The sequence below is a fragment of the Mesomycoplasma ovipneumoniae genome (genome assembly GCF_033343935.1).
Classification (GTDB): Bacteria; Bacillota_I; Bacilli_A; order Mycoplasmatales; family Metamycoplasmataceae; genus Mesomycoplasma; species Mesomycoplasma ovipneumoniae_G.
Window position 1 is genome coordinate 43,748 of the sequence record NZ_JAWPGQ010000004.1, and the last position, 23,301, is coordinate 67,048.

General features: G+C 26.3%; 20 protein-coding genes and 1 pseudogene. 9 read left to right on the forward strand and 12 right to left on the reverse strand.

Features of this window, described 5'->3' with window-relative positions:
• Positions 1-8: 8 nt before the first annotated feature.
• The 6 genes from der (at position 9) to R7X45_RS01480 (ending at position 5,226) form a co-directional block, all read left to right on the forward strand.
• Positions 9-1,322, forward strand: a complete 1,314-nt coding sequence (der, locus tag R7X45_RS01455) for a ribosome biogenesis GTPase Der (protein WP_318055653.1) — start codon at positions 9-11, stop codon at positions 1,320-1,322.
• Between the two features lie 35 nt (positions 1,323-1,357).
• Positions 1,358-1,630: an HU family DNA-binding protein gene (locus R7X45_RS01460; protein WP_010321324.1), complete on the forward strand. Its 273-nt coding sequence runs from the start codon at positions 1,358-1,360 to the stop codon at positions 1,628-1,630.
• 11 nt (positions 1,631-1,641) lie between these two features.
• Positions 1,642-1,872: a hypothetical protein gene (locus tag R7X45_RS01465; RefSeq protein ID WP_069099100.1), complete on the forward strand. Its 231-nt coding sequence runs from the start codon at positions 1,642-1,644 to the stop codon at positions 1,870-1,872.
• Positions 1,873-3,669, forward strand: coding sequence for a translation elongation factor 4 (gene lepA / locus R7X45_RS01470; protein ID WP_318055654.1), 1,797 nt, complete (start codon positions 1,873-1,875; stop codon positions 3,667-3,669).
• A gap of 67 nt (positions 3,670-3,736) precedes the next feature.
• On the forward strand, positions 3,737-4,693 hold the full coding sequence (locus tag R7X45_RS01475; protein WP_318055655.1) for an MSC_0882 family membrane protein: 957 nt from the start codon (positions 3,737-3,739) through the stop codon (positions 4,691-4,693).
• 296 nt (positions 4,694-4,989) lie between these two features.
• Positions 4,990-5,226 carry a hypothetical protein gene (locus tag R7X45_RS01480; RefSeq protein WP_318055656.1) on the forward strand — a complete coding sequence of 79 codons (237 nt, stop codon included), beginning with the start codon at positions 4,990-4,992 and terminating at the stop codon, positions 5,224-5,226.
• Positions 5,227-5,305: 79 nt separating this feature from the next.
• Here the strand turns inward: R7X45_RS01480 and R7X45_RS01485 are convergent, their stop codons facing one another.
• The 3 genes from R7X45_RS01485 to R7X45_RS01495 all read right to left on the reverse strand — a co-directional run bounded on the left by R7X45_RS01485 (position 5,306) and on the right by R7X45_RS01495 (position 8,198).
• On the reverse strand, positions 5,306-6,223 hold the full coding sequence (locus tag R7X45_RS01485; protein WP_318055657.1) for a hypothetical protein: 918 nt from the start codon (positions 6,221-6,223) through the stop codon (positions 5,306-5,308).
• Positions 6,224-6,323: 100 nt separating this feature from the next.
• Positions 6,324-7,253, reverse strand: a complete 930-nt coding sequence (locus tag R7X45_RS01490; protein ID WP_318055658.1) for a hypothetical protein — start codon at positions 7,251-7,253, stop codon at positions 6,324-6,326.
• A gap of 180 nt (positions 7,254-7,433) precedes the next feature.
• Positions 7,434-8,198: a MurR/RpiR family transcriptional regulator gene (locus tag R7X45_RS01495; protein WP_318055659.1), complete on the reverse strand. Its 765-nt coding sequence runs from the start codon at positions 8,196-8,198 to the stop codon at positions 7,434-7,436.
• Positions 8,199-9,061: 863 nt separating this feature from the next.
• Here R7X45_RS01495 and R7X45_RS01500 point away from each other — a divergent pair.
• The 3 genes from R7X45_RS01500 to R7X45_RS01510 are packed head-to-tail and all read left to right on the forward strand — an operon-like array spanning position 9,062 to position 12,050.
• Positions 9,062-10,531, forward strand: a complete 1,470-nt coding sequence (locus tag R7X45_RS01500) for a PTS mannitol transporter subunit IICB (RefSeq protein ID WP_318055660.1) — start codon at positions 9,062-9,064, stop codon at positions 10,529-10,531.
• On the forward strand, positions 10,531-11,631 hold the full coding sequence (locus tag R7X45_RS01505; protein WP_318055661.1) for a mannitol-1-phosphate 5-dehydrogenase: 1,101 nt from the start codon (positions 10,531-10,533) through the stop codon (positions 11,629-11,631). Before R7X45_RS01500 ends, R7X45_RS01505 begins: the two co-directional genes overlap by 1 nt.
• Positions 11,622-12,050 carry a PTS sugar transporter subunit IIA gene (locus tag R7X45_RS01510; protein ID WP_318055662.1) on the forward strand — a complete coding sequence of 143 codons (429 nt, stop codon included), beginning with the start codon at positions 11,622-11,624 and terminating at the stop codon, positions 12,048-12,050. The genes R7X45_RS01505 and R7X45_RS01510 overlap by 10 nt, the downstream gene beginning before the upstream one ends.
• 473 nt (positions 12,051-12,523) lie before the next feature.
• Here R7X45_RS01510 and R7X45_RS01515 read toward each other — a convergent pair whose 3' ends face one another.
• The 9 genes and pseudogenes from R7X45_RS01515 to R7X45_RS01550 form a co-directional block, all read right to left on the reverse strand.
• Positions 12,524-13,264, reverse strand: a complete 741-nt coding sequence (locus tag R7X45_RS01515) for a hypothetical protein (RefSeq protein WP_318053935.1) — start codon at positions 13,262-13,264, stop codon at positions 12,524-12,526.
• A 516-nt stretch (positions 13,265-13,780) separates the two neighbouring features.
• Entirely contained in the window at positions 13,781-14,512 is a 732-nt protein-coding gene (locus R7X45_RS01520; protein WP_318055663.1) for a hypothetical protein, read from the reverse strand.
• A 285-nt stretch (positions 14,513-14,797) separates the two neighbouring features.
• Positions 14,798-14,893, reverse strand: a pseudogene (locus tag R7X45_RS03755) (transposase); the annotation flags it as partial.
• Positions 14,894-15,330: 437 nt separating this feature from the next.
• Positions 15,331-16,062, reverse strand: coding sequence for a UPF0182 family protein (locus R7X45_RS01525; RefSeq protein ID WP_318055664.1), 732 nt, complete (start codon positions 16,060-16,062; stop codon positions 15,331-15,333).
• Between the two features lie 287 nt (positions 16,063-16,349).
• Positions 16,350-17,087, reverse strand: coding sequence for a hypothetical protein (locus R7X45_RS01530; RefSeq protein ID WP_318055665.1), 738 nt, complete (start codon positions 17,085-17,087; stop codon positions 16,350-16,352).
• Between the two features lie 80 nt (positions 17,088-17,167).
• A complete protein-coding gene (locus R7X45_RS01535; RefSeq protein WP_318055666.1) occupies positions 17,168-19,525 on the reverse strand; it encodes an ATP-binding cassette domain-containing protein in 2,358 nt (785 codons plus the stop codon).
• Positions 19,512-21,401, reverse strand: coding sequence for a hypothetical protein (locus R7X45_RS01540; protein ID WP_318055667.1), 1,890 nt, complete (start codon positions 21,399-21,401; stop codon positions 19,512-19,514). Before R7X45_RS01540 ends, R7X45_RS01535 begins: the two co-directional genes overlap by 14 nt.
• A 10-nt stretch (positions 21,402-21,411) precedes the next feature.
• Positions 21,412-22,032 (reverse strand): hypothetical protein, encoded by a 621-nt coding sequence (locus R7X45_RS01545; protein ID WP_318055668.1) that lies wholly within the window; start codon positions 22,030-22,032, stop codon positions 21,412-21,414.
• 468 nt (positions 22,033-22,500) lie between these two features.
• On the reverse strand, positions 22,501-23,166 hold the full coding sequence (locus R7X45_RS01550) for a hypothetical protein (RefSeq protein WP_318055669.1): 666 nt from the start codon (positions 23,164-23,166) through the stop codon (positions 22,501-22,503).
• Between the last annotated feature and the right edge of the window lie 135 nt (positions 23,167-23,301).

The following is a 23,301-nucleotide window of genomic DNA, read 5'->3' on the forward strand; positions in this document are numbered from 1 at the left end:
CTTTAATTATGAAAAACTTAGTCGCCCTTGTTGGCAAAGCAAATGTCGGAAAATCAACACTTTTTAATCGAATAGTTGGCAAAAAAATTTCAATTACCGATCCAACTCCTGGTGTTACAAGAGACCGAATTTACGAAAATGCGCGCTGAAATAGCAAGGATTTTACCCTAATTGACACAGGTGGAATTCAAATTGAAACCAAAAATTTTCAAGAACTAATCAGAATTCAACTGCAAATCGCTATCGAAGAGGCCCAAATTTTAATTTGAGTGCTTGATGGAACAGCCGGGATTGACTCTGAAGATCATTTTGTCCTGAATTTATTGCGAAAATCGCAAAAAAAGATAATTTTAGTGGCAAATAAACTTGATAATTCCAAAAATTTTGATCCAAGTATTTATGAACTTGGATTTGAAAAAATTTTTGGAATTTCAGCTTTGCACGGCCAAGGTGTTGGTGATCTTCTTGATTTTTTAGTTAGTAATTTTGAAAAAACTGCCAAAAGTCAGCAATCTTTTTTTAAATTAGCAATTATTGGTAGACCTAATGCTGGAAAATCTAGCCTTTTAAATCGAATTTTAGGCCAAAATCGTTCAATAATTTCTGACATTCCCGGAACCACGCGCGATTCGATTTCGGGACTGTGAAAATTAGATGGCCAGACTTTTGAAATAATTGACACTGCTGGAATCAAAAAAAAATCTAAACTAGTAGAATCTGTCGATTTTTACGCACTTATACGGGCTTTTCGGTCTTTGGATGATGCTGATCTTAGTTTAATTTTAATTGATGCTACCCAAGATATTCATCATTTTGACCTCAGAATTGCTGGATATGCCTGAGAAAGAAACAAACCGATTATAATTGTTATTAATAAATGAGACTTGATCGAGAAAAATACCTTAACTCAGCAGCAATTTGTTAAAAAAGTACGTGAAAAATTTAAATTTCTCGATTGAGCACCAATAGTTTTTATTTCAGCAAAAACCGGTGAAAAAATCCACAAACTTGCTGAACAAATTTTAGAAACTAAAAAAAATTTATCAAAAAAAATACCAACAAATCACTTAAATCAATTTTTAATGGAAATTCAGCTAATTCAACCCCACCCAAATGTCAATGGAAAAAAGGTATTTTTTAATTTTATTAGCCAAATTAGCGCTAAAATTCCGAGTTTTGTCTTCTTTGTAACTGACAAAAATTTGGTTCATTTTTCATATCAGCGCTATATTGATAACCAAATTCGAAAATATTTTGATTTTTTTGGCTGTCCAATAAAAATTATTTATAAAAATATAAAAAAAAGTGGTAAAATAAGTTAAAATTAAAGCGATTTAATAAGAATGGAGCACAAAAAATGAACAAAAAAGAACTAATCGAACAAATTGCTAACGAAACAAATTTGCCTGTGAAAAATGTTGAGCTTGTTTTAAATCAATTTTTTGGAATAACAGCTGATGTTGTAAAAAAACAAGGCAAATTGGTTATAAATTCTTTTGGAACATTCCAAGGAGTTTTTAAACCTGCCTCTTCATCTTTTAATCCGCTCACCAAAAGTCAGATTACAGTCGAAGCAAAAACAACAATAAGATTCAAACCTTCAAAAGTTTTAAAAGATTATATTGCCTAAAAAGGTTGTAAATGTTCAAAAAAAAACGAAAAAAAGGTAATTTTAAGTACAAGACTGCAAATCAAGTAATATATGGTAATGTTGTTTTACAAAAACTAAAAGAAATTAAGTACGGTAAAAAAATAGCCTTATTTTTACTTCTTTTTACACTAGTTGCAGTTCTAGCCTTAATAATTATTTTTATTGTTTTTCATTTTGCTGGAAGTGGAAATAATATCCAGGAAGTCGTTTCGCGAAGCTAAATGGAAAATACAAAAATTCGCAATTTTGCAATAATTGCCCATATTGACCACGGAAAATCCACTCTAGCCGACCGAATTCTTGAGTTTACAAACACAGTTTCAAAGCGTGAATTAAAAGACCAGCATCTTGATTCAATGGACCTTGAAAAAGAGCGAGGAATCACAATCAAACTAAATGCTGTTCAAATACGTTATAATTCTTATATTTTTCACCTAATTGACACCCCAGGACATGTCGATTTTACCTATGAGGTTTCTAGGTCACTTGCTGCAACCGAAGGTGCGCTACTTTTAGTTGATGCAAGTCAAGGAATTCAAGCCCAAACTTTAGCAAACGTTTATTTAGCCCTTGAGAATAATTTAGAAATAATTCCAATTATCAATAAAATTGACTTGCCTTCGGCAAATGTTGAAAAAGTTAAACAAGAAATTGAGTCAACAATTGGAATTTCAGCGCAAAATGCAATTCTCATTTCGGCAAAAAACGGCATTGGGATTGAAGATGTTCTTGAGGCAATTGTAAAATATATCCCGCCTCCTAAATATTCAAGCGAAAAAGATCCTTTAAAAGCTTTGGTTTTTGACTCTTATTTTGATATTTATCGTGGTGTTGTAATTTTTGTTCGTGTTGTAACTGGAAAAATTAGTGTCGGAAATACTTTTAAATTTATGGCTAATAATTTAAAATTTTCCGTAATTGAGCTAGGAATTTCTAATCCAAATCAGGTCAAAAAAAATGAACTAGTTGCCGGCGAAGTTGGCTGAATTGCCGCCTCAATCCGTAATGCAAAAGATGTAAATGTCGGCGATACAATAACTTTAGTCGAAAATCCGGCCGACTCACCGCTTCCAGGTTATAAAAAAATGGTGCCGGTGATGTATACAGGATTTTATCCAATTGATTCACAGCAATACAATCTTTTAAAAGACTCGCTTGAAAAAATTTCGCTTTCAGATTCATCAATAATTTATGAGCCAGAGTCGTCAAAAGCACTTGGTTTTGGTTTTCGCATCGGGTTTTTAGGGCTTTTACATATGGAAATATTGCAAGAACGGCTTGAAAGAGAATTCAATGTCGGAATTATTGCCACGGCACCTTCGGTAGAATTTGAAATAACTCGAACTAACGGTGAAATTCAAAAAATTTCCAATCCAAGTTTGTTTCCTGAACCTAATTTTATTAGCGAAATTAGGGAACCTTTTATTTTAGCGAAAATTTTTCTTCCTGATGAATTTTTAGGTGCAATTATGGGACTTTGTCAAGATCGCCGTGGAATTTACGTTGATCTTGAATATATTGATGATTTTCGTCGCCGTTTAATTTATAAATTACCTTTGGTTGAAGTGATTTTCGACTTTTTTGATCGACTAAAATCACTTTCAAAAGGATATGCTTCTTTTGAATATGAGCTAGTTGGATTGCAACCTTCAAAATTAGTTAAGTTAGATATTTTGCTTAACGGTCAAAAAATTGATGCCCTTTCAATGATAGTTCATAAAGACTTTTCTTATCCAAAAGCGCGTGATTTAACGCAAAAATTAAAGGAAATAATCCCAAGACATTCATTTGAGGTGCCAGTTCAGGCCGTTATTGGTTCAAAAGTTATTGCTCGTGAAACAATTAAGGCTTATCGTAAAGATGTTACTGCCAAATTATATGGTGGTGATGTTACAAGAAGAAAAAAACTTTTAGAAAAACAAAAGGCCGGAAAAAAACGAATGAAATCATTCGGTGTTGTTGATGTTCCTCAAGAAGCATTTTTAGCAATTTTAAAAACTAACATTAATGAAAAATAGTGTATAATTTTACAAAAGGGGAAAAATTTAGGAAAAATATATTTGTTTTTTCTACTTTTGTGAAATTATGAAAAAAAGACAGAACTTTAATAACAGCAATTACCATAAACGACCTAGTTTTACAAATTCAGCCTATCGTGAGCCTAGGTACTATAAAAACGTGCAAAATCGTCCTAATATTCAAGAAGATTTTGATGATTCAGATGAATATTTTGCTCAAAAAAACCATTACCGTCCAGATCATAGAAGTCCGCAAAATTATTCAAACCATTTAATCGAAGAAAATTATTATCAGGCAATGGAACAAAAAGCTCTTCAACAAGAGGCAAATGCTTTTATTTCAAAAGAAGTGAGAAAAATTTTTGGACTAGAGTTAATTTTTTTACCACTAAAGGCACTTTTTTGACTCTTGGCTTTTTTAGCAATACTAACTGTTTCACTGCTCTGAGTTTATGAGTATATTCCAAGCTGAAATTATGAGCAAAAATATTTACCACTTTTGATAATTCCCGGAATTATCGGTGCAATTGTAATATTTTTATTTGTAAAAACCATGTTAGACTATCGGGCAATTAAAAAATCAGTCGAATATTTCCGCTCACAGCTCAGAAATAATTCTCACAGACTTGAAATGCCGCCAATGATTCCTTGATTAGTTAAAAAATTGAATCAAAAAGAGGTAAATGCAATTTGACTGGCTGCTTTTAGTTTGTTTGGAACAGCAATTTTAGGTTTAGTTTATTGAATTACTTTAAAATATTATCCAGAAAAAAATATTCAATTTTCAACCGAATTTATTATAAGTATGGTCTCAACTGGCGGATTTTTTATTTTAATGCTTGTTTATGACTTAACACTTCGCCGGCGTTTGTCAAATATTGAAGCAATTTTTGGTCATGTTTACCGTAAAAATATTAATATTGAATCAATCCGTTTTCGTCGCCATATGCTTTGAGCAATTTTTACAGTAGTTATTTTCTTAATTTTAAGAAAAATTGCCAAAAGAAAAAAAATAATTACTTAATTAATAAAGCAAAAAACAAAAAAACATCCTTTTTAGGATGTTTTTTTGTTTAATCTCCTGAGTTGATAGTTTGATGGCAAAAACTCACTTTTTAGTGACTGTAAATCACAAAAATGACGGTAAATCTGGGTTTTTTGACGATACAATCTTTATTTTTATTATTTTAAAATTAACCTTTTGAAAAAAATGCTTGTCCTAAAATATAAATTAGTAAAAAACCTAAATTATAAGTTAGTATATAAACTATTTGTTTGAGTTTTTTCTATTAATTTTAAAAAAAGTATTATAATAATGGTATGAAAAGTCCAATAAGTACTCGTGGGAAAAACAAATCTCCACGCAAACCAAAAAGAAAATATACAATTAACGATCTTTCTGAAAATGATCGTGGAGTTTATCAAGAAGTAATGGAGGCTGTTCTCAGAAGATCCGGAATTGACCCCGCAATTATTTTTGAGGAGCTTAAACAACGAAAACAAGAACTAGAACAACAACAAGAAAAAGAACCAGATAAAGATAAAAACGAAAATTAAGCTAGTATAAAAACTAGTTGTCTAGATTTTTCTACTAATTTAAAGTTAAAATTAAAGGATTCTTAAAACCTTACTAAAATTAAATTTTAAATACAAAAAATTTAATTAGCCATTCTAGAATAAGCGGCACTAAAAAAATAGCAACCAAAACTAGAACAATATGGTTGATGATTAAGCGAGAATCATCAAATGCTGAAATCGTAACACTAAAAGAATAAGTTAATACTCAAAACGAGTATCAAAACATAATAAAATTTATAAAAACTGAAAATAGATAAATAATTAGAAAACGAACTTGCCGTTTTTTAATAATAGGATTTAAATCAGCACTTTTTGTATTAAATGAGAAGACGTGTAAAAATATATTAAAATAATAGGAAGGCAAATATACTCTAGTAGTTAATCACAAACCATCAATCATAACAAAAATATTTTCAATGATTTTATCAGGGTTATATCTATCTTTTTTTCTTACGTTGATTCAAATATAAGCGTCTTTTTTCTTTATAAGATTATAATTTTTTTCAAAATCAAAATTAGCTAAGAAATCAAATTGGTTATTTTTATCTATTTTACCTAAATTTTTTTCACATTTCTTCACTAGGTAAAAATTAAAAATTTTTTGGAAAAAACTACACAAATATGAATAAGGCAACAACAGGAGCGAGTAAAAAATTGCTTCGATAAAATGTCGAAAAAAGTAATTATCAAAAACTTTTGTATTAAAATGAATTAAAAAATCAAATTTAAGCGTAAAAATTAGTACTAAAATAACTAAAAAAAGTGGTACTGGATAACTTATTAAAAACAGTGTGAATAGTAAAACAAAGTGTTTGATTGTTTTTTTATCAGGATTAAATTTAAATACAAGAAAGAAGAACAACCTAAAATACAAAATATTACCTAAAATAGGTACTTTTGAAAATTCTCTAGGAATTTTCAAATTAATAAATTTTTCAACAGTTAATCAAAAATCAACAGTTAATCAAAAATACATTTTTACAAAACAAATTTCCTTAAATTAAATTAATAAACTAGTTAAACTAGCCTAAGAATCAACCATTTTGCCTTTAATAATACTATCAAAAAATAAAAATTTATTTCTCAAATAGTCAAAAAGTTATTCATAATTTAGGATGATAAGCCGCCGTGGGTAGCATGAGAAAACCAAAAATTATACTAAATAAACCAGAAAGTAATAATTGTTTTGCTTCGTCATTAGCATCATTTAAATTGCCATTTATTTCAGATGTATTTTCCATTATAAAATAATATATTATTCAAAACGGATATCAAGTTAATATAAGTTGTATAAAAACAAAAGTAAAATAAACGTATAAAAAGATTTTCCAGTTTTTTTTAGAAATATTTGAATTTGTAAATTCAGTAGCGTTGAACAAAAAAACTTCTAAAATTATATGTGCAAAATATTTTGGTAAATTTCAATTAACTTTTCACCATCAACTTTGGATAATAATAAAAATATTTTCAATTATTTTTTCTGGGTTATACCAATGTTCTTTTTCAACACCCATATAAAATTTTCGTTGACATAGAAATTCATAATGTTTAGTATAATTAAAATTGCTTAAAAATGGGAATTTATTATTTGTGTCTAATTTGCCAAGATTTTTTTTTACTTGTTTTACCAAATATAAATGAAAAATTTTTTGCAGAAAACCTGAAAAATACGAATAAGCCACAATTAAAAGCGAGTAGCCAATTATTTCGATCAAATGCCGAATAAAATAATTATTAAAAAATTTTAAATCTAAATTCCTTAGAAAATCAGCATTACCGGCAATTAACAATGTTATTATAACTAAAAAAAGAGGGGCTGGGTAACTTATCAAAGAAAGTACTACAAATAAAAAGTAATGTTTTATTGTTTTTTTATCAGGGTTAAATTTAAAAACTAAAAATGAGAATAGTTTAAAATACAAAGTATTACCTAAAATAGGAATTTTTAAAAATTTTTTCGGTATTTGAAGGTTTATAAATTTTTCAACTGTTAATCAAAAATTCATTTTAAGACATAATCTCCAATTTGGGTCGTAATCAAATTTGTGCTGGTTAATGCCACTTTTGCTGTAAATTGTCCTTTTCTTATTTTTTCTATTTTTGATAGTGCTTGAATATTTTGCCTATCGATAGGCCATTAGATTCGATTCTAAAGGTTTTACATACCACTTTGTTTTAATAGACGACTAATTTTTAAGTAAATTAATAATTTGCATTATTAAATAAATAAAAGCAATTCGTGCTGAAGTGTGCTTTTCAAGAACGTCCTCATTTTTGAATGTTAAGAAACTAATTGAGGATTGCTTGAATAAATTACTTTCATAATTTGAAGTAAAGGAAATAATATTACAATTTTTAGATTTCATTGTTTGAACTAATCGATCTATCTCTAAATGCATACCGGAAAAACTAAAAAAAACGCAAACACTAAAATCCACAGATTTTTCCACTCATTTCTGCTGAACTTCAAAGTCATAATGATAATCGACATAATATTGTAATTTCGATAAATAATTAGCAAAAATCTGAATTATTTCTAAATTTGATCCTTTACCAAAAAATATAATATGCCGCACCTTCTTTAACAAGGCAACAAATTTTATAATAGAATCATGATTTATCTTGTAAAGATTATCGAGATTTTTACTAATAAGAGAATGATATAGGCTAACTGTTGTATTTTTGCTGGCAATTTTGTTGTTGGAAAAACGGCTTTTTTGAATTTGCATATAAGAATAATTACGGTCAAGCGCTGGCAATAAATCCTTTAGCCCTTTAAAACCGAGTTTTTTGCAAAATTTTATTACCGAAGCTGTTGAACAATTAGCATTTTTAGCAATTATACTTAATTTTAAAGTCATAATTTTGGCGATATTTGAAATCAAAAATTTAGCAATTTCCTTATCAATAAAATTATGATTTTGCTTAGAAAACCACAGTAAATCATTCATCAAATTACTATCCATTTTATAAAATTATACAATATAACAATTTATTATAGTAACATAAAATACTATTAACGCATATAGCGATAACTTGATAAAGCTTGTGATCAAAGACTTTTTAAAAAGGAATTTTGATTATAAATTTTGCTAGTATACGATTTTTGCTTGCTTTTTTAGAATTTTTCATGACATTAATATAGATTTTTAGTGCAGAACTAAATGTTACAGATTTTTACACTACTACCAAATTTAGCAAAAAATAGTAATTTTTGTTTTAATTTGTAAACTTAATTTTAAAGCAATGAAAAATTAACATAGTAATTTTAAAATTAGCATTGGTATAGAAAATACCAACTAATTTTTAGCAAATTAATAATTTGTATTTCAGATAAACACAATGGCTAATGAAATTTAATTTTCAAAATACCATTAACATTAAAAAACTAAACAAAGATTATTGTATAAATCAATTTAATAATTTGAAAATATTGATAGATTCTAACCTTTTTCCAAAGCATTATATGCTCGATATTTTCAGCAACATCACTATTTTTACAATAAAATCGCGACTTAAACTTAAAAAACTGATGAAATTTTTGTTTATGTGAGCGTGATTTAGGCTTAATAATTCTATTTTATAAACAATTTTGTTATCACATGAGCATTTTTTTGGGCTACTAATAAGGATGATCGCGACCAAACGGTGGCAAAAATCCTTGAATTCTTTAACTTTAATTTGCAAAATTTAACTGCTCAAAAATCTAGAATTTCTTCATCAATGAAAATATAATTCTGCCTCGAAGGTCGATCGAATTATCAATCAAATTCACATATACTCCACAAAATTATATCAATATTAAGGAGGTTTTATGGCTAATTTAATCAAAACTATTAAAACTAAAATTCAGTCGTTTGGCGGACTTTTAGGACAAATGATAATGCCAATTATCGGTATTTTTATTGCCTGAGGTCTACTTACATCTTTTTTTATTCCCACAGGTTGAACACCGAATAAAGATCTTGCAGCCATGGTAGGTGTTGGAATTACTTATATAATTCCAATTTTAATTTGCTTTCTTGGTGGTTATAAAATTTACAAAATTCGAGGTGGTGCAATTGCTGGAGTTGTAGCAATTGGTGCGGTAGCTGCTGGTCAATCAGAAATTTTTATAAATATTACTGGCGGTACAGCGCCAATGCTAGTTGCAGTTATGCTATTTGGTCCAATTTCAGCACTTATTTTGAAACACACAGAAAAATTTTGAATTAATAAAATTCCAAGTGGCTATCAAATGTTAGCGAATAATTTCTATCTTGGAATTCTCGGATTTGTCCTTTTATTTCCCGTTTATTATTTATCAATTTATTTTATTGGCTACTTTATTAAATCACTCGGATTTTTGACCCAAAAAATGGGAGAGTGAAAATTATATCCTTTAATTGCACTAATTGTTGAACCTGCAAAAATACTTTTTCTAAATAATGCAATAAATCACGGTGTTTTTACAACTTTAGGAACAATTCAAGTAACCGAAACTGGCAAGTCAATTTTATTTTTATTAGAATCAAATCCTGGACCAGGATTAGGACTTTTACTATTCTATCTAATTTTTTCAAAAGAAAAAAACATTAAAGGACAAACAGCATCCTCAATTCCAATCCATTTTTTGGGTGGGATTCACGAGGTTTATTTTCCTTTTGCTATTTTGAGACCAGTCTTAATTTTATCACTAATTGTTGGAGGTATTTTTGGAAATTCAATCCTACAAATTTTTAATGTTGGTGCAGTTGCACCTGTCTCTCCAGGTTCAATTATTGCTCAGTATATCCAAGTAGAAAAATCGACAAATTCATTAGTTGGTATTACAATTGCGATTTTCGGATCTGCTATAGTGACTTTGATAAGTGCCTGAGCTATCAATTTTTTAGCAAAACTACTAAATAAAAACAAGCAAAAAACTGAAAATTTAGACATTAATCATACAAAAAAATTGATTGAAAGTGAAAAATTAAAAACAAAAAGTACTCAAAAATTAAATCCAAAAAAGATTGTTTTTGCTTGCGATGCGGGCATGGGTTCTTCTGTAATGGCTGCTTCAATTTTAAGGAAAGTTTTAAAAGATAATAATGTTGCTGATATTGAAGTTTCTAATTTAGCGATTGCCGATTTGACTGGTGAAGAAGAGCTTATTATCACAATCCAAAGTTTAGAAGATCGTGTTAAAGCTAAAAATTCCAAAGCTAAAATTATTTCCTTAAGTCAATTTTTAGATAGAAAATCCTATGAAAATATAGCTACACAACTTAAAAATAACCAAGAAAATAAGGAAAATTTCTAATGAAAGTTGTTCATTTTGGAGCCGGAAATATCGGTCGCGGATTAATTGCAAAATTATATCAAGAAAATCAATTTGAAATTATTTTCGTTGATGTTAATGATAAATTAATTAATGAGCTAAATCAAAAAGGATTTTATTATGTTATTAACTTTGAAAATGGCCAAAAATATAAAGTGAGAAATTATTTTGCTATTAATCTAAGTGATGAAGAAAAATTATTAATGCATTTAAAAAACGCCGATTTGATTTCGACTTCTGTTGGATCCGAAAATTTAATTCATTTGAGGTCAATTTTTGCAAAATTAGCAAAAATTGAGCAAAAAAGTAAACAAATTATCTGTTTTGAAAACGGATTTCGAGTTAGTAGTAACTTTAAAAAAGGGCTTGAAAACTGTAAATTTTGGCAATTTGTTGACACAACAATTGATCAAATCGCCCCGAGTTCGACAGATTTAAATGTTTATACCGAAACCTACTCAGAAATTATTATTAAAGAAGAAAAACAAAAAATTAAACTAAAGGGAGTAAAATATCTAGAAAATTTAGACTATTTTATTTTACGAAAATTATTTTTTGTCAACACTTTGCACTCGGGAATTGCATATTTGGCATATATTTTAAAATATAATTATGTTCATGAAGCTTTAAATTCACCAATAATTCAAAAATACATTAGCCAACTAAAAATTGTTTTAATTAAAGTGCTTTGATTCCAAAATACTTTAATTAATCAGAGCGAACTTGAGGTATATTTTGAAAAAACAATTAAAAGATTTGAAAATCCAATTTTACAAGATTCAATTATACGCGTTGCTCGGAATCCAATCACTAAAATAGGAAAAAATGAAAGATTTAATTTGTTATTGAAATATGCCAAAAATGCAAAATTAGAACCAAAAGAATTAGAGATAATTTATAGAACTTTTGCTAATATTCTAAATTATGACTCAAAACAGGATATCCAAGCAATGAAAATGCAGGAAAATCTTCTAAAAAATCCCGAAGAATTTTTAAAAATGCAAACAAATTTAGAAGATTTTGAAATCAAAACAGTGCTTAAATTTTATGATAATATAAAAGGGGGTAAGAAATGGATTTAAAAATAGAAAATATCCAATTAAATCAAACTATTGAGTCAAAAAAGGAAGCATTTACAAAATTAATTGAAATTTTCCAAGCAAAAAATTGCTGCAAATATGAATATTTACAATCAATGGAAAAACGTGATTTAGAATCATCAGTTGCTCTTGGAAACTATCTCGCCCTAGCCCATGGAAATTATGACAGTAATGATTTAATTTTTAAAAATTGTATAGAAATTATTCACTTAAAAAATACACTATACTGAGATGATCAACCAATTAGATTTATTATTGGGTTAGCCGTAAAAAATGCTGATCAGATTAATTATATAGAAAAAATAGGGCTTGCATTTATTGAAATTGAGAAAGTGGAAGAAATTTTAAATAGTCAAAATTTAACTAAAGAAAAAATCCTTAACTGAATAAATCAAGCCTAGAACTTAAGTTTTACTAAAATTAATTGGTTTTTTGGTTGACTAGCGCTTTTGCCAAAAAAACAATCTGATTGGTAGTTAAAAATTTTTGTTGCTTTTGGAAATGGTTAATATTATTTATGTAATTTAATAGTTTTTTATAGGTAATAAAATTCTAAATTTTAGTGTAAATTATTTATGTGCAATTAACTTGTACCTTTAGTCTAATAAGAAATTAACGCTCAAAATAAGGCTTGTTTTAATACAATACCAAAACTCCCGCCAAAGTGGCGGGAGTTTCTTTCAAGTTTTGAATTGTTAACAAATCAATAAATCAACTTATTTTTTTGATAAGTAATAGTCACATTTTCAAAATTTTGACTTTTAATATTAATTGCGGCTACAAAATAGTATAAAAAATCATTGGTTAGTTTGTGGTGGTTATTTTTGAAAGTATTAATTTATTTGTGCCTTGATTTTCTAAAAAATTATCCATCTTAAATTTTTTTAGGAAGATAAAATCTAAAAATAGTACTTTTATAGGCTTTTTTAGATTCTTCAATGGAAATAGTCAAAAGATTTTTAGAAATTTGCAATAATTGGAATTGCGATTGATTTATTCATGCTACGGCAGCACTAGCAATAACAAAAAATATAAAACCAGTTAGTGCCGAATCTACAATATCAGGAATAACAGATAAATTAGTGCCCCTTGTTGCAGCAACTGAATATATTGTTGTAAACATAAAATAGTAAAATAAAGTAAGGCATGCAATTAAAATAGCGACTAAAAATGATTCAACGATATAATATCTTAAATAAATCTTGTATAAAAATTGTCGTTTTTCTTCATAGTCGGGATCTTGTTCATTAAATTTGGAAGCAGTTAAAGGTATTTGACTTCTTAACCAAATACCATAAGTGAAAAAACCTCTTCTAACTTGAGGTACATTTTTTTCAATTCTTAAAAGTTGAGGATATTTTTCTTTAAGTTTTTCATTTGATAAATTCAAAGCCTCTTTTTTGTATTTGGAAATAAATCAAATGTATCTTGAAAAGTTAAGAAAAACAAGCAAAAAAATCGAACCAAAAACAAATATTCTTATAATAAGTATATGTTCAGGAAAAAATAATTGAAAAAGTGTGCTTGATATAAAAATAATGTATAAAAAAAAGTTTAAAGCAACATAAAGGGGTTTAAAAAATAATAGTTTATAAAGTACTAAAATTGATTTCATTTTAATAACCACCTGCAATAATTTTTTCTAAATCAAATCTAAATTATATACTAATTTAGGCATCATATAACCTAAAAAAATTACAAATTATTTTCCCTAATTGGCTAAATAATGTGAAATTAAATTAGATTTCTATCTGAAAAAATCCATAAAAATTTAAAACAGAAAATTATGAACACTCCCTAAAATTCTAAATTTTAGTTTAAATTATTTATGGAAAATTAACTTGTGCCTTTATTCTAATAAGAAATTTACACACAAAAACAAGGCTTGTTTTTAGTACAACAAAAAAACTCCTGCCACTTTGGCGGGAGTTTCCTTCAACTTTTGAATTGTTATACCAATCAATAAATCAACTTATTTTTTGATAAATAATAGTCACATTTCCAAAATTTTGACCTCAATATTAATCGTGACTACAAAATACCATAAAAAATCATTGATTAGTTTGTGGTGGCTGTTTTTTGAAAGTATAAATTTATTTGTGCTTTGATTTTCTAAAAAATTTATGCAATCTTAATTTTCTTTAGGAAGATAAAATCTGATAAAAATACTTTTAAAGTCTTTTTTAGATTCTTCAACAGAAACAGTCAAAAGATTTCTAATAACTTGTATTAATTTGATTGTTGATTGATTTAATCATACTCAGGCAGCAAAACCAACAACAAAAAATATAATACTAGTTATGAACGAATATGTAAAATTAGGAATAACAGATAAATTGTTGTCTTTTGTTGAAACCGCTATTGTAATTATAAAATAGTAAGATAAAGTACCGAATGCAATTGAAATAGTAAGTAAAAATAATTCAACAATCTGAAATTTTAAAATAATCTTGTATATAAATTTTTGTTTTTCTTTATAGTCGGGATCCTGTTCATTAAATTTAGAAGCAATTAAAGGTCATTGAAATTTTAACCAAGTATTATAATTTGAAACTCTTTTTGCAAATCGAGCTGCATTTTTTTCAATTTTTAAAAGTTTGGGAAACTTTTTTTCAAGTTCTTCATTTGACAAATTCAAAGCCTCTTTTCTGTATTTGGGAATAAATCAAATGTATCTTGAAAAGGTAAAAAAAGCAAGCAAAAAAATCGAACTAAAAATAAATATTCTTAAAATAAGTAAATGTTCGGGAAATAAGTATTGAAAAGGTGTACCTAATAGAATAATAATGAATAAAAAAACGCTCGGAACAACATAAATAGGTTTAACAAATATTAGTCTAAAATGTAGTAAAATTGATTTCATTTTAATAAACACCTGCGATAATTTTTTCTAAATCAAGTCTAAATAAGTATACTAATTTGGGTATAATAGAGTCTAAAATATTATAAACTATTTTTAAGAAGTTCGCTGACAGCTTTTTTGTAATATTCTAATGATTTAAAAAAATAGATAAGAAAAATAAATAAGCTAATTCAGAATTGAATTGAAATTAAATCCATAAAAATTTGTGTATAAGTTGGACTTATAAAATTAGGGGTGTTCATAATTTTGTGTTTTTAAATTTTTATGGATTTTTCAAATACAAATCTAATTTAATTTTACATTATTTAACCCATTAGGCAAAAAAATTTCTAGTTGTTTTTTAATTATGTTTCAATTTCTTACCTGCCTTTGTCATTTTATAGTTTCGCTTTTGTCAAAAAACAATCTGACTGATGGTTAAAAATTTTTGTTGTTTTTGGAACAGATTAATATTATTTATGCAATTTAATAGTTTTTTTATAGGTAATAAAACTCTAAATTTTAGTGTAAATTATTTATGCCCAATTAACTTGTACTTTTAGTTAATAAGAAATTCTCACACAAAAACAAGTCTTGTTTTAACAAAATAGTAAAACTCCCGCCAATTTGGCGGGAGTTTCTTTCAAGTTTTCAATCGTTATACCAATCAATAAATCAACTTATTTTTTGGTAAGCCACGGACACATTTTCAAAATTTACAAATTCAATATTAATCGTGACTACAAAATAGCTTAAAAAATCATTGGTAGTCTGTGGTGGTTGTTTTTTGAAGGTATTAATTTATTTGTGCTTTGATTTTCTAAAAAATTTATGCAATCTTAAATGTCTTTAGGAAGATAAAATCTGATAAAAATACTTTTAAAGCTTTTTTTAGATTCTTCAACAGAAACAGTCAAAAGATTTCTAAAAACTTGTATTAATTTGATTAATGATTGATTTAATCACGTTGAGGCAACACTAGTAATAACAAAAAGTATAATACCAGTTATCAGCGAATATGTAAAGTTAGGAATAACAGATAAATTATTATCTTTTGTTGAAATAAGTGCTGTCATCATAAAATAGTAAGATAAAGCAAGGCATGCCATTAAAATAGGAGCAAAAAATAATTCAACAATCTGCGATTTTAAAGTAATCTTGTATATAAATTTTCGTTTTTCTTCATAGTCGGGATCCTGTTCATTAAATTTAGAAGCAATTACAGGTAATTGAAATTTTAACCAAGTATTATAATTTGAAACTTTTTTTGCAAATCAAGCTGCATTTTTTTCAATTTTTAAAAGTTTGGGAAACTTTTTTTCAAGTTCTTCATTTGACAAATTCAAAGCCTCTTTTTTATATTTGCGAATAAATCAAATGTATCTTGAAATGGTAAGAAAAGCAAACAAAAAAATCGAACCAAAAATAAATATTCTTAAAATAAGTATATGTTCAGGAAATATGGGTTGAAAATGTGTGCTTATTATAAAAATTAAGGATAAAAAAAAGCTTGAAACAACATAAATGGGTTTTAAAAATACTAGTCTATTAAGTAGTAAAATTGATTTCATTTTAATAAACACCTGCGATAATTTTTTCTAAATCAAGTCTAAATTAGTATACTAATTTAGATATAATAGAGCCTAAAATATTATAAACTATTTTTAAGAAGTTCACTAACATCTTTTTTGGAATATTTTAATGATTTAAAAAAATAGATAAGAAAAATAAGGAAGCTAGTTGAGAATCAAATCTAAATGAAATTGATAAAAATTTGTGTATAAGTTGGACTTATAAAATTAGGGAGTGTTGATAGTTTTGTGTTTTAACTTTAATTTTCAAAAAAATTTAGACAATCCTAAATTTTTTTAGGAAGATAAAATCTAAAAAAAGTACTTTTATAGGCTTTTTTACATTCCTCAACAGAAAGAGTCAAAAGATTTTTAGAAATTTGTATTATTTTGGTTTTTGATTGAATTATTCACAGTGTGGTAAAAAGACCAAGACTATAAAGTATAATACTAGTTACTATCGAAAATACAAGATTATAATTATAAGAAAGATTATTAGTTATTGGATCAACCGAAAATGTTCTTGGTAATATAAAATAGAAAGATAAGGTAAGGCATGCAATTACAAAAACAACTAAAAATGATTCAACAATATATAATCTTAAATGCATCTTGTATAAAAATTTTTGTTTTTCTTCATAATCAGGATCTTGTTCATTAAATTCAGAAGCAATAAAAGGTAATCTAGTTCTTAGTCAAAATTCATAATTTAAAACGGGCGTTGCATATAGAGGTAAATTTTTTTCAATTCTTAAGAGTTGAGGATACTTTTCTTTAAGTTTTTCATTTGACAAATTCAAAGCTTCTTTTTTGTATTTGGAAATAAATCAAATGTATCTTGAAAGGTTAATAAAAATAAGCAAAGAAAGCGAACCAAAAACAAATATTCTTAAAATAATTATATGTTCAGGAAATGCTAATTGAAGAGGTGTGCTTATTAGAAAAATCAACGCTAAAAAAACGTTTGAAACAATATAAAGGGGCCTGAAAAATAATAGTTTATAAAATAGTAAAATTGATTTCATTTCAATAATCACCTGCGTTGATTTTTTCTAAATCAAATCTAAATTAGGATACTAATTTAGATATAAAATGACCTAAAAAATTATAAACTATTTTTAAGAAGTTCAGTAACAGGTTTTTTGTAATATCTTAATGATATGAAGAAATAGATAAGAAAAATAAGTAAGCTAGTTGAGAATCAAATTACAATGAAATTGATAAAAATTTGTGTATAAGTTGGACTGATAAAATCAGCGGTTGTTATCAAGCTATAAAAATATGGCATGCTAGGCAAACTTATTATTAGTCCTGATATTAAAATTAAGAAAGAAATTGCAAAAATATTTAATATGTGTAGGAAAAAGATTTTTCTAGTTTTTTCACCTAGTGATTTAAGAATTCCAATTGATTTTAATTTTGATTGTGTTAGATTTTTTGCATAAAGAACTGAAAAAACTACTAATAAAACTATAAGAATTACTTGGATAGCAAGTAGTACTGCTTTTACAAAAAAAGTTGACCTTAAAAGAAAAATTTTTATTGATTCAAGATCATTTGAATATGAAAAATTTGAAAAATCCTTTTTAAAAGAGGCTAAATTTTCATTGATATTGTCAGATTTTAAGAATATTTTTGCTGCTTCTGGCCTTATTTCGTTTCTGTATTCATCACCATCATTGTGCATTATGATTTGGTACTTAAATTCATGTCTTTGTTCTTCGGGAGCACCAGATTCAGATTTTTGTTCCTGCAAATGAAGGTTTTCCTTTAAATCAAAAGTTCCGACTATTTTAAAAGGAATATTTTTTCCATTTTTGTTTGATAATTCAACTTTAGATCCTATTTTTACCTTCTCGTATTTGTCAGTGCTACCATTGTTTAAATCATCTATAAGATTATTTATTTTATCAATAGTGTTAACTGAAACAACAATTTCATCTTTATTTTTAGGAAGTTCACCATCACTAATTTTTAAATTTTCTAGCTTTAAATCTTTTAAAAAATGATTTTTTTCAATTTCCAAATCTTGAAATCTTTTTACATTCAAAGGAGCGATCATTATGTCACTGAAAAGTGACACGCCGACTGTGTTTTTAACAAAAAAAGCTTCATTAATTTTTTTTGCTAAATTATAATGCAAAAAAGTGGGTATTGTGTTGTATACATCAGTTGAATAATTTACTCCGACAATAGTAACTTCAAAAATAGTTGGAATTTCATCAACACTCGAATTACGTATAGCTTTAATTTTAATTTTTTTACCAATAGGATCAGTAATTTTTAATTTTTCGACAACTGAATTTGAAATAATTATCTCATCTTCATTTTGTATAAAATTACCTTGAAGGTTTTTGTCATCAAATTTAAACCTATTTTTAAAAAAATCAGATTCGTCGATTAATTCAATAGTATTTTTCTCGGAAATTAATTCTTTGCCGTTATTATTGTAAGTAAAAGCAAAGTTATCAGTTCAATAAACGGGAATAATTTTATTAACAATGTCTTTTTTAGTATTGAATTTCTCGATTTCTCCGTCAAAAAATGGTGATATTCTCTTTTTTTGTACTTCAAAAGAATCTAAATTGTATTGATGAATTCGTTGCGAGTCAACAGCATTAGCTTGCGTATCAAGTGTAGCAAATAAATTTAGACTTAAAATGCTAATTAGAAATGTGATAATTAGTAAAGCTGTAATAATTATTTTATTTTTAAAATCTAGCCTCAAAAATAAAATAATTGATTTTAATTTATCACTTATTTTTAAAGGTTTTTTTTCAAATTTAAAATCATAATCAGTTTTATTTAAAGATTCGGCTTTATTTATTTCTTCGATTTTATCAATTTCTAATACAGATTCATTTTTTAGATAAATTATTCTATCACCGTATTTTTTAGCAAGATCCAAATTGTGGCTAACTATCAAAATAGTTTTATTTTTCTTTAATATTTGTATTTTTTCAAAAAGAATTTCAGCATTTTCAACATCAAGATTTCCAGTAGGTTCATCTAACAAAATAAAGTCAGATTCACGCGCTAATGATCGCAAAATTGCGATTCGTTGTTTTTGACCACCTGATAAATCACTCACTTTATTTGCTAAATTTTCTTTCGAAATATTAACAAAACTTGCATTTTCTTCAATATTCGTTTCATCAATATTAAAATTTATTGCATTTGCTCCAATTTTAATATTTTCCATACCAGTAGCAGATTCAATTAAGTTAAAATCCTGAAAAACAACGTCAATTAAAGGGTTTTTAACAATTTTATTATCTTTATAAAAAAGAATTTCACCTTTATCTTTTTGACTAAAATTAGCGATTAGGTTAATAAGGGTAGTTTTCCCAATCCCAGAAGGTCCAACGACAAAAACCAACTCATTGGACGGGATGTCTAGACTAAAATTTTTAAAAATACTTCTTCGATTAAAGTTTTTAGTCAAATTTTTAATTTTTATCATTTTTAAGTAGCCAATCTATTTGATAAGTCATATAAATAGTTTTAATATTCAAAAAGTGTGTTTTACCCATTTTTTTATCAATTTTATCTAAAATATCTTTTTTTAACAATGAAATAAATTTTTCTAATTTAGTAGAATCAATTTGGTGATCTAATTTTGATTTAATTGCACTTTGAAATTCGAGATACCAAAAAAGATGTTCTAAAAATTCAGTGTTATTTATATTTTTTTCATCAAGATTTTGGTTTATAAATTCAACAATTTCCTTGTTATCATCTAATTCATTTTTAAAAATAAACTTAATAAATAAGTTAATAAATTTTAAAAAAAATGGAGCATTTTTTTCTAGTTTCACATTTATAATATTGTCAAAAATTTGCTTTGAAACATTAATTTTTGTCGGCTTGTCTGTATTATAAAAACTATTTAATAGCGCAATTGTTTTAAACAAATAAAAAAAATCAATTGGTTTTTTTACAAATTTACTATAATCAATTATTGTATTTAAAAAATCTTTTTGACTCTTAAAAAAATCGGGATGAGTCTTAATTGAAAAAAATACATAATTATATAAGTCTGCAAAAAAATCAGGATTATTTTCTGGTTTTTCCGTTGTTTGTTTAAATAAGGTTTCTATTGTTTGATTTATTTTTTGCACTTGATTATCTTTTTTCTCACTCAAGTCTAAAATCTGTTTTACAAAAATAGTATTTGTGATGTCAGGTTCTTGACCAAATAAACCATTTTCAATGCCAAAATCTACAATTTCTTCACTTTTTTTAAGTAATTCGGTCTCTATTTTTTTATTATTACCAAAATAATAGTAAAGAAGACCTGAACCATAGAAACTTGGATCGCTGGACGTGCTAAAATTTATTAACCAATTTTTAGTAAAGTCATTTATTTTTGACAAATACTCTGGCGAGTAGTTATAAAAATCCTTACTAAAATAGTAAAAACTAACCATTGGTGAAATAAGCAAATTACTTTGGTTTTCTTCTATATCTTTATTTTCAATAATTTTTCTAAAATGGTTATCTCATTTTTTAATTAAAACATTTATTGATTCTTGCTTTTCCTTTATAACGTCGGTAAAATAGTCCTTATCTAAATTATTAATTATTGTTAAAATAGCGATATATTTTTTAAAAAGGAGAAAACGTTTTTTTCGCAAAGTTTCATGAGGTTCATTATCACTTATTAACACCTCATCGCTTTCAAAATTCGCTTTCTTAAATTCATTTTTAATCCAATCTTTAATATCGAAATATTTTTGAAAATCATGCCCATTTAATTTAAAATATAAAATATTTCATGCTAAATCTTGAAATTCATCATCTTTAATATTAATAAATTCCTTTTTGTTTTTGTCATAATATTTTGAAATAAAATTAACAACTTTAGGAACATTATTAATTGGGTCAATATTAAAATAAATATTGCTTATTTGGTATACATCAATTAAACTAAATTGTATTCTTCGCGATAAATTAGGCGTAGTTTTTAATATTGATTTAAGTTTCTCAAATTGGTTGATATTATTTGTAATTTTTAAAATTGCTAAAAACTCATTTGCATATACGTGATTATACTCTCCCTGAAAATTATTTTTTAGAGCATAGTCACTGTTTTGTGCATCTTTTTTTAATTCATTTTCTAAAATAAAGTTATTTATTTTTTCTTGATCGGAATTAGAAAAAATAGATGATGATTTTGAATTACTAGTTAATGTTTTAGGTTCAAATCTATTTATTTCAACTTCAACGGACTTAGTAAGAGCAAAATAAATTAAAGGAACACTTATAGCAATTGATCCCAAACTAGCGCCAATAATTGAAAAAATAACTCATTTTTTTGTAAAAATTTTAGGCATCATACCTATTCATCTAAGCTCCCGGTTCATCTAAACTTTCAGACAATTGTGGAACACTATTATAATATGAATCAGACAATATACTTGCAGCTTTACCATCATATATGGCTTTTGCACCTGCTGAACTACCAAAGGTTGTTACTTTGTATTTTCAACCATGAAAATCATATTTTATTTTTGCATATCTACGATTATAATTGGTAATTGAGTCAACAAGATATCCATTTGAATCAATCGAAATATCTACATTTCCACTTACCTTAGCTGAAAATTTACCATCGTATTTTATTTCCCCTCCTACTGAAAACGAAGGACTTCCCATTCCAGAAATTCAAGATGTCACTTTTAATTCTAATTTTTCCGGGTTAGAAAAATAGTCATAATAATATGGATTTCTTGGTCTATATTTTGTTTTTGCTTCTCCAGTTCATGAAACTTTATCTTGAAAAAATCAACCGCCATAATACGATAAACGTTGGTGACCTATTAATGATATTCCGAAATAATAGTCTTTATCATATGTTTCAGCAAGTTGCACTACATTATTTTGGTTTGCTAAAAGCGCAATTCCTGGAAACAATAAAAAAGCCTTGGCATTTATTTTTTGACTAGCAACAATTACCGGTGTTGTCACTGCAAGCGTTAAACTTGTTAATGCTGTTAAGTTAAGTAAAATTTTTTTTATTTTTTTGTGAATGACATAGAATCTCCTTAGAAATTTTAGTGATATTATATAATGCTAAATTAAAATTATTACTCATAATTATATCACGCTAAATTAAATAACAAAGAACAAAAACAAAAAAAATACAAAAATATAATTTTTGTAAAAAAAAGTAAAAAATATATTTTTATTCATAGCAATTTTGCAAACCATAAATTCTATAAACATAAAACAAAATTTAAATAACAAAAAGTAAGTCATTAAAATTTGCAGCTGTGTCTTCATTTTTTCTTTTTTATATATAGTGTTCAAAAGGGCAAATTTTTTTTTGTTCTTTTTTCATATTTTAGTTCTTTATGATAAATTTTACCAAAACAGATTTACCTTAAAAACACAAAATACTTAATATTTCCCAAAAATTTTAGAAATCATTTACTGTTATTCCAAACTTTCAGATAATTTAGAAACCTTATAAAAAGGAGAATTAGATAATAAATTGATAGTTTTTCAATCGTATTCAGCTCTTGCTGACGCTAAGATGCCAAATCCTGTTGCTTTGTATTTTCAACCATGATGATCATAATAAATTGAAGCAAATTTATTATTATAATTAGTGATTGACTGAACAAGATAACCATTTGAATCAATTGAAGTATCTATATTCATACTTGCCCTAGGTGAAAATTTACCATTATATTTTATCTCGTCACCAACTTGAAAAGAAGGGCTTCCAACCCCTGAAATTCAAGATACTACCTTTAATTTTAAATTTTTTGGTTTATCATAATATTTATTTTTTAATTTAAATTTTGTTCTTGCTTTTCCAGTTCATGAAATTTTGTCTTGATAAAATAAACCACCATAATATGATAAATGCTGGTAACCCATCAATGATATTCCGAAATAATAGTCATCTGTATGTCATTCAGCAAGTTGTTCTATATTATTTTTGTTTGCTAAAACCGAAATTCCAGAAAAAACTAAAGAAGCCTTCGCATTTATTTTTTGACTAGCAACAATTACCGGTGTTGTTACTGCAAGCGTCAAACTTGTTAATGCTGTTAAGTTTAGTAAAATTTTTTTTATTTTTTTTGTAAAAGACATAAGATCTCCTTAGTAAATTTTTAGTCATAATTATATCGTGCTAAATTAAATAACAAAGAACAAAAACAAAAAAAATACAAAAATATAATTTTTATTAAAAAACGGTAAAAATTATATTTTTATTCATAGCAATTT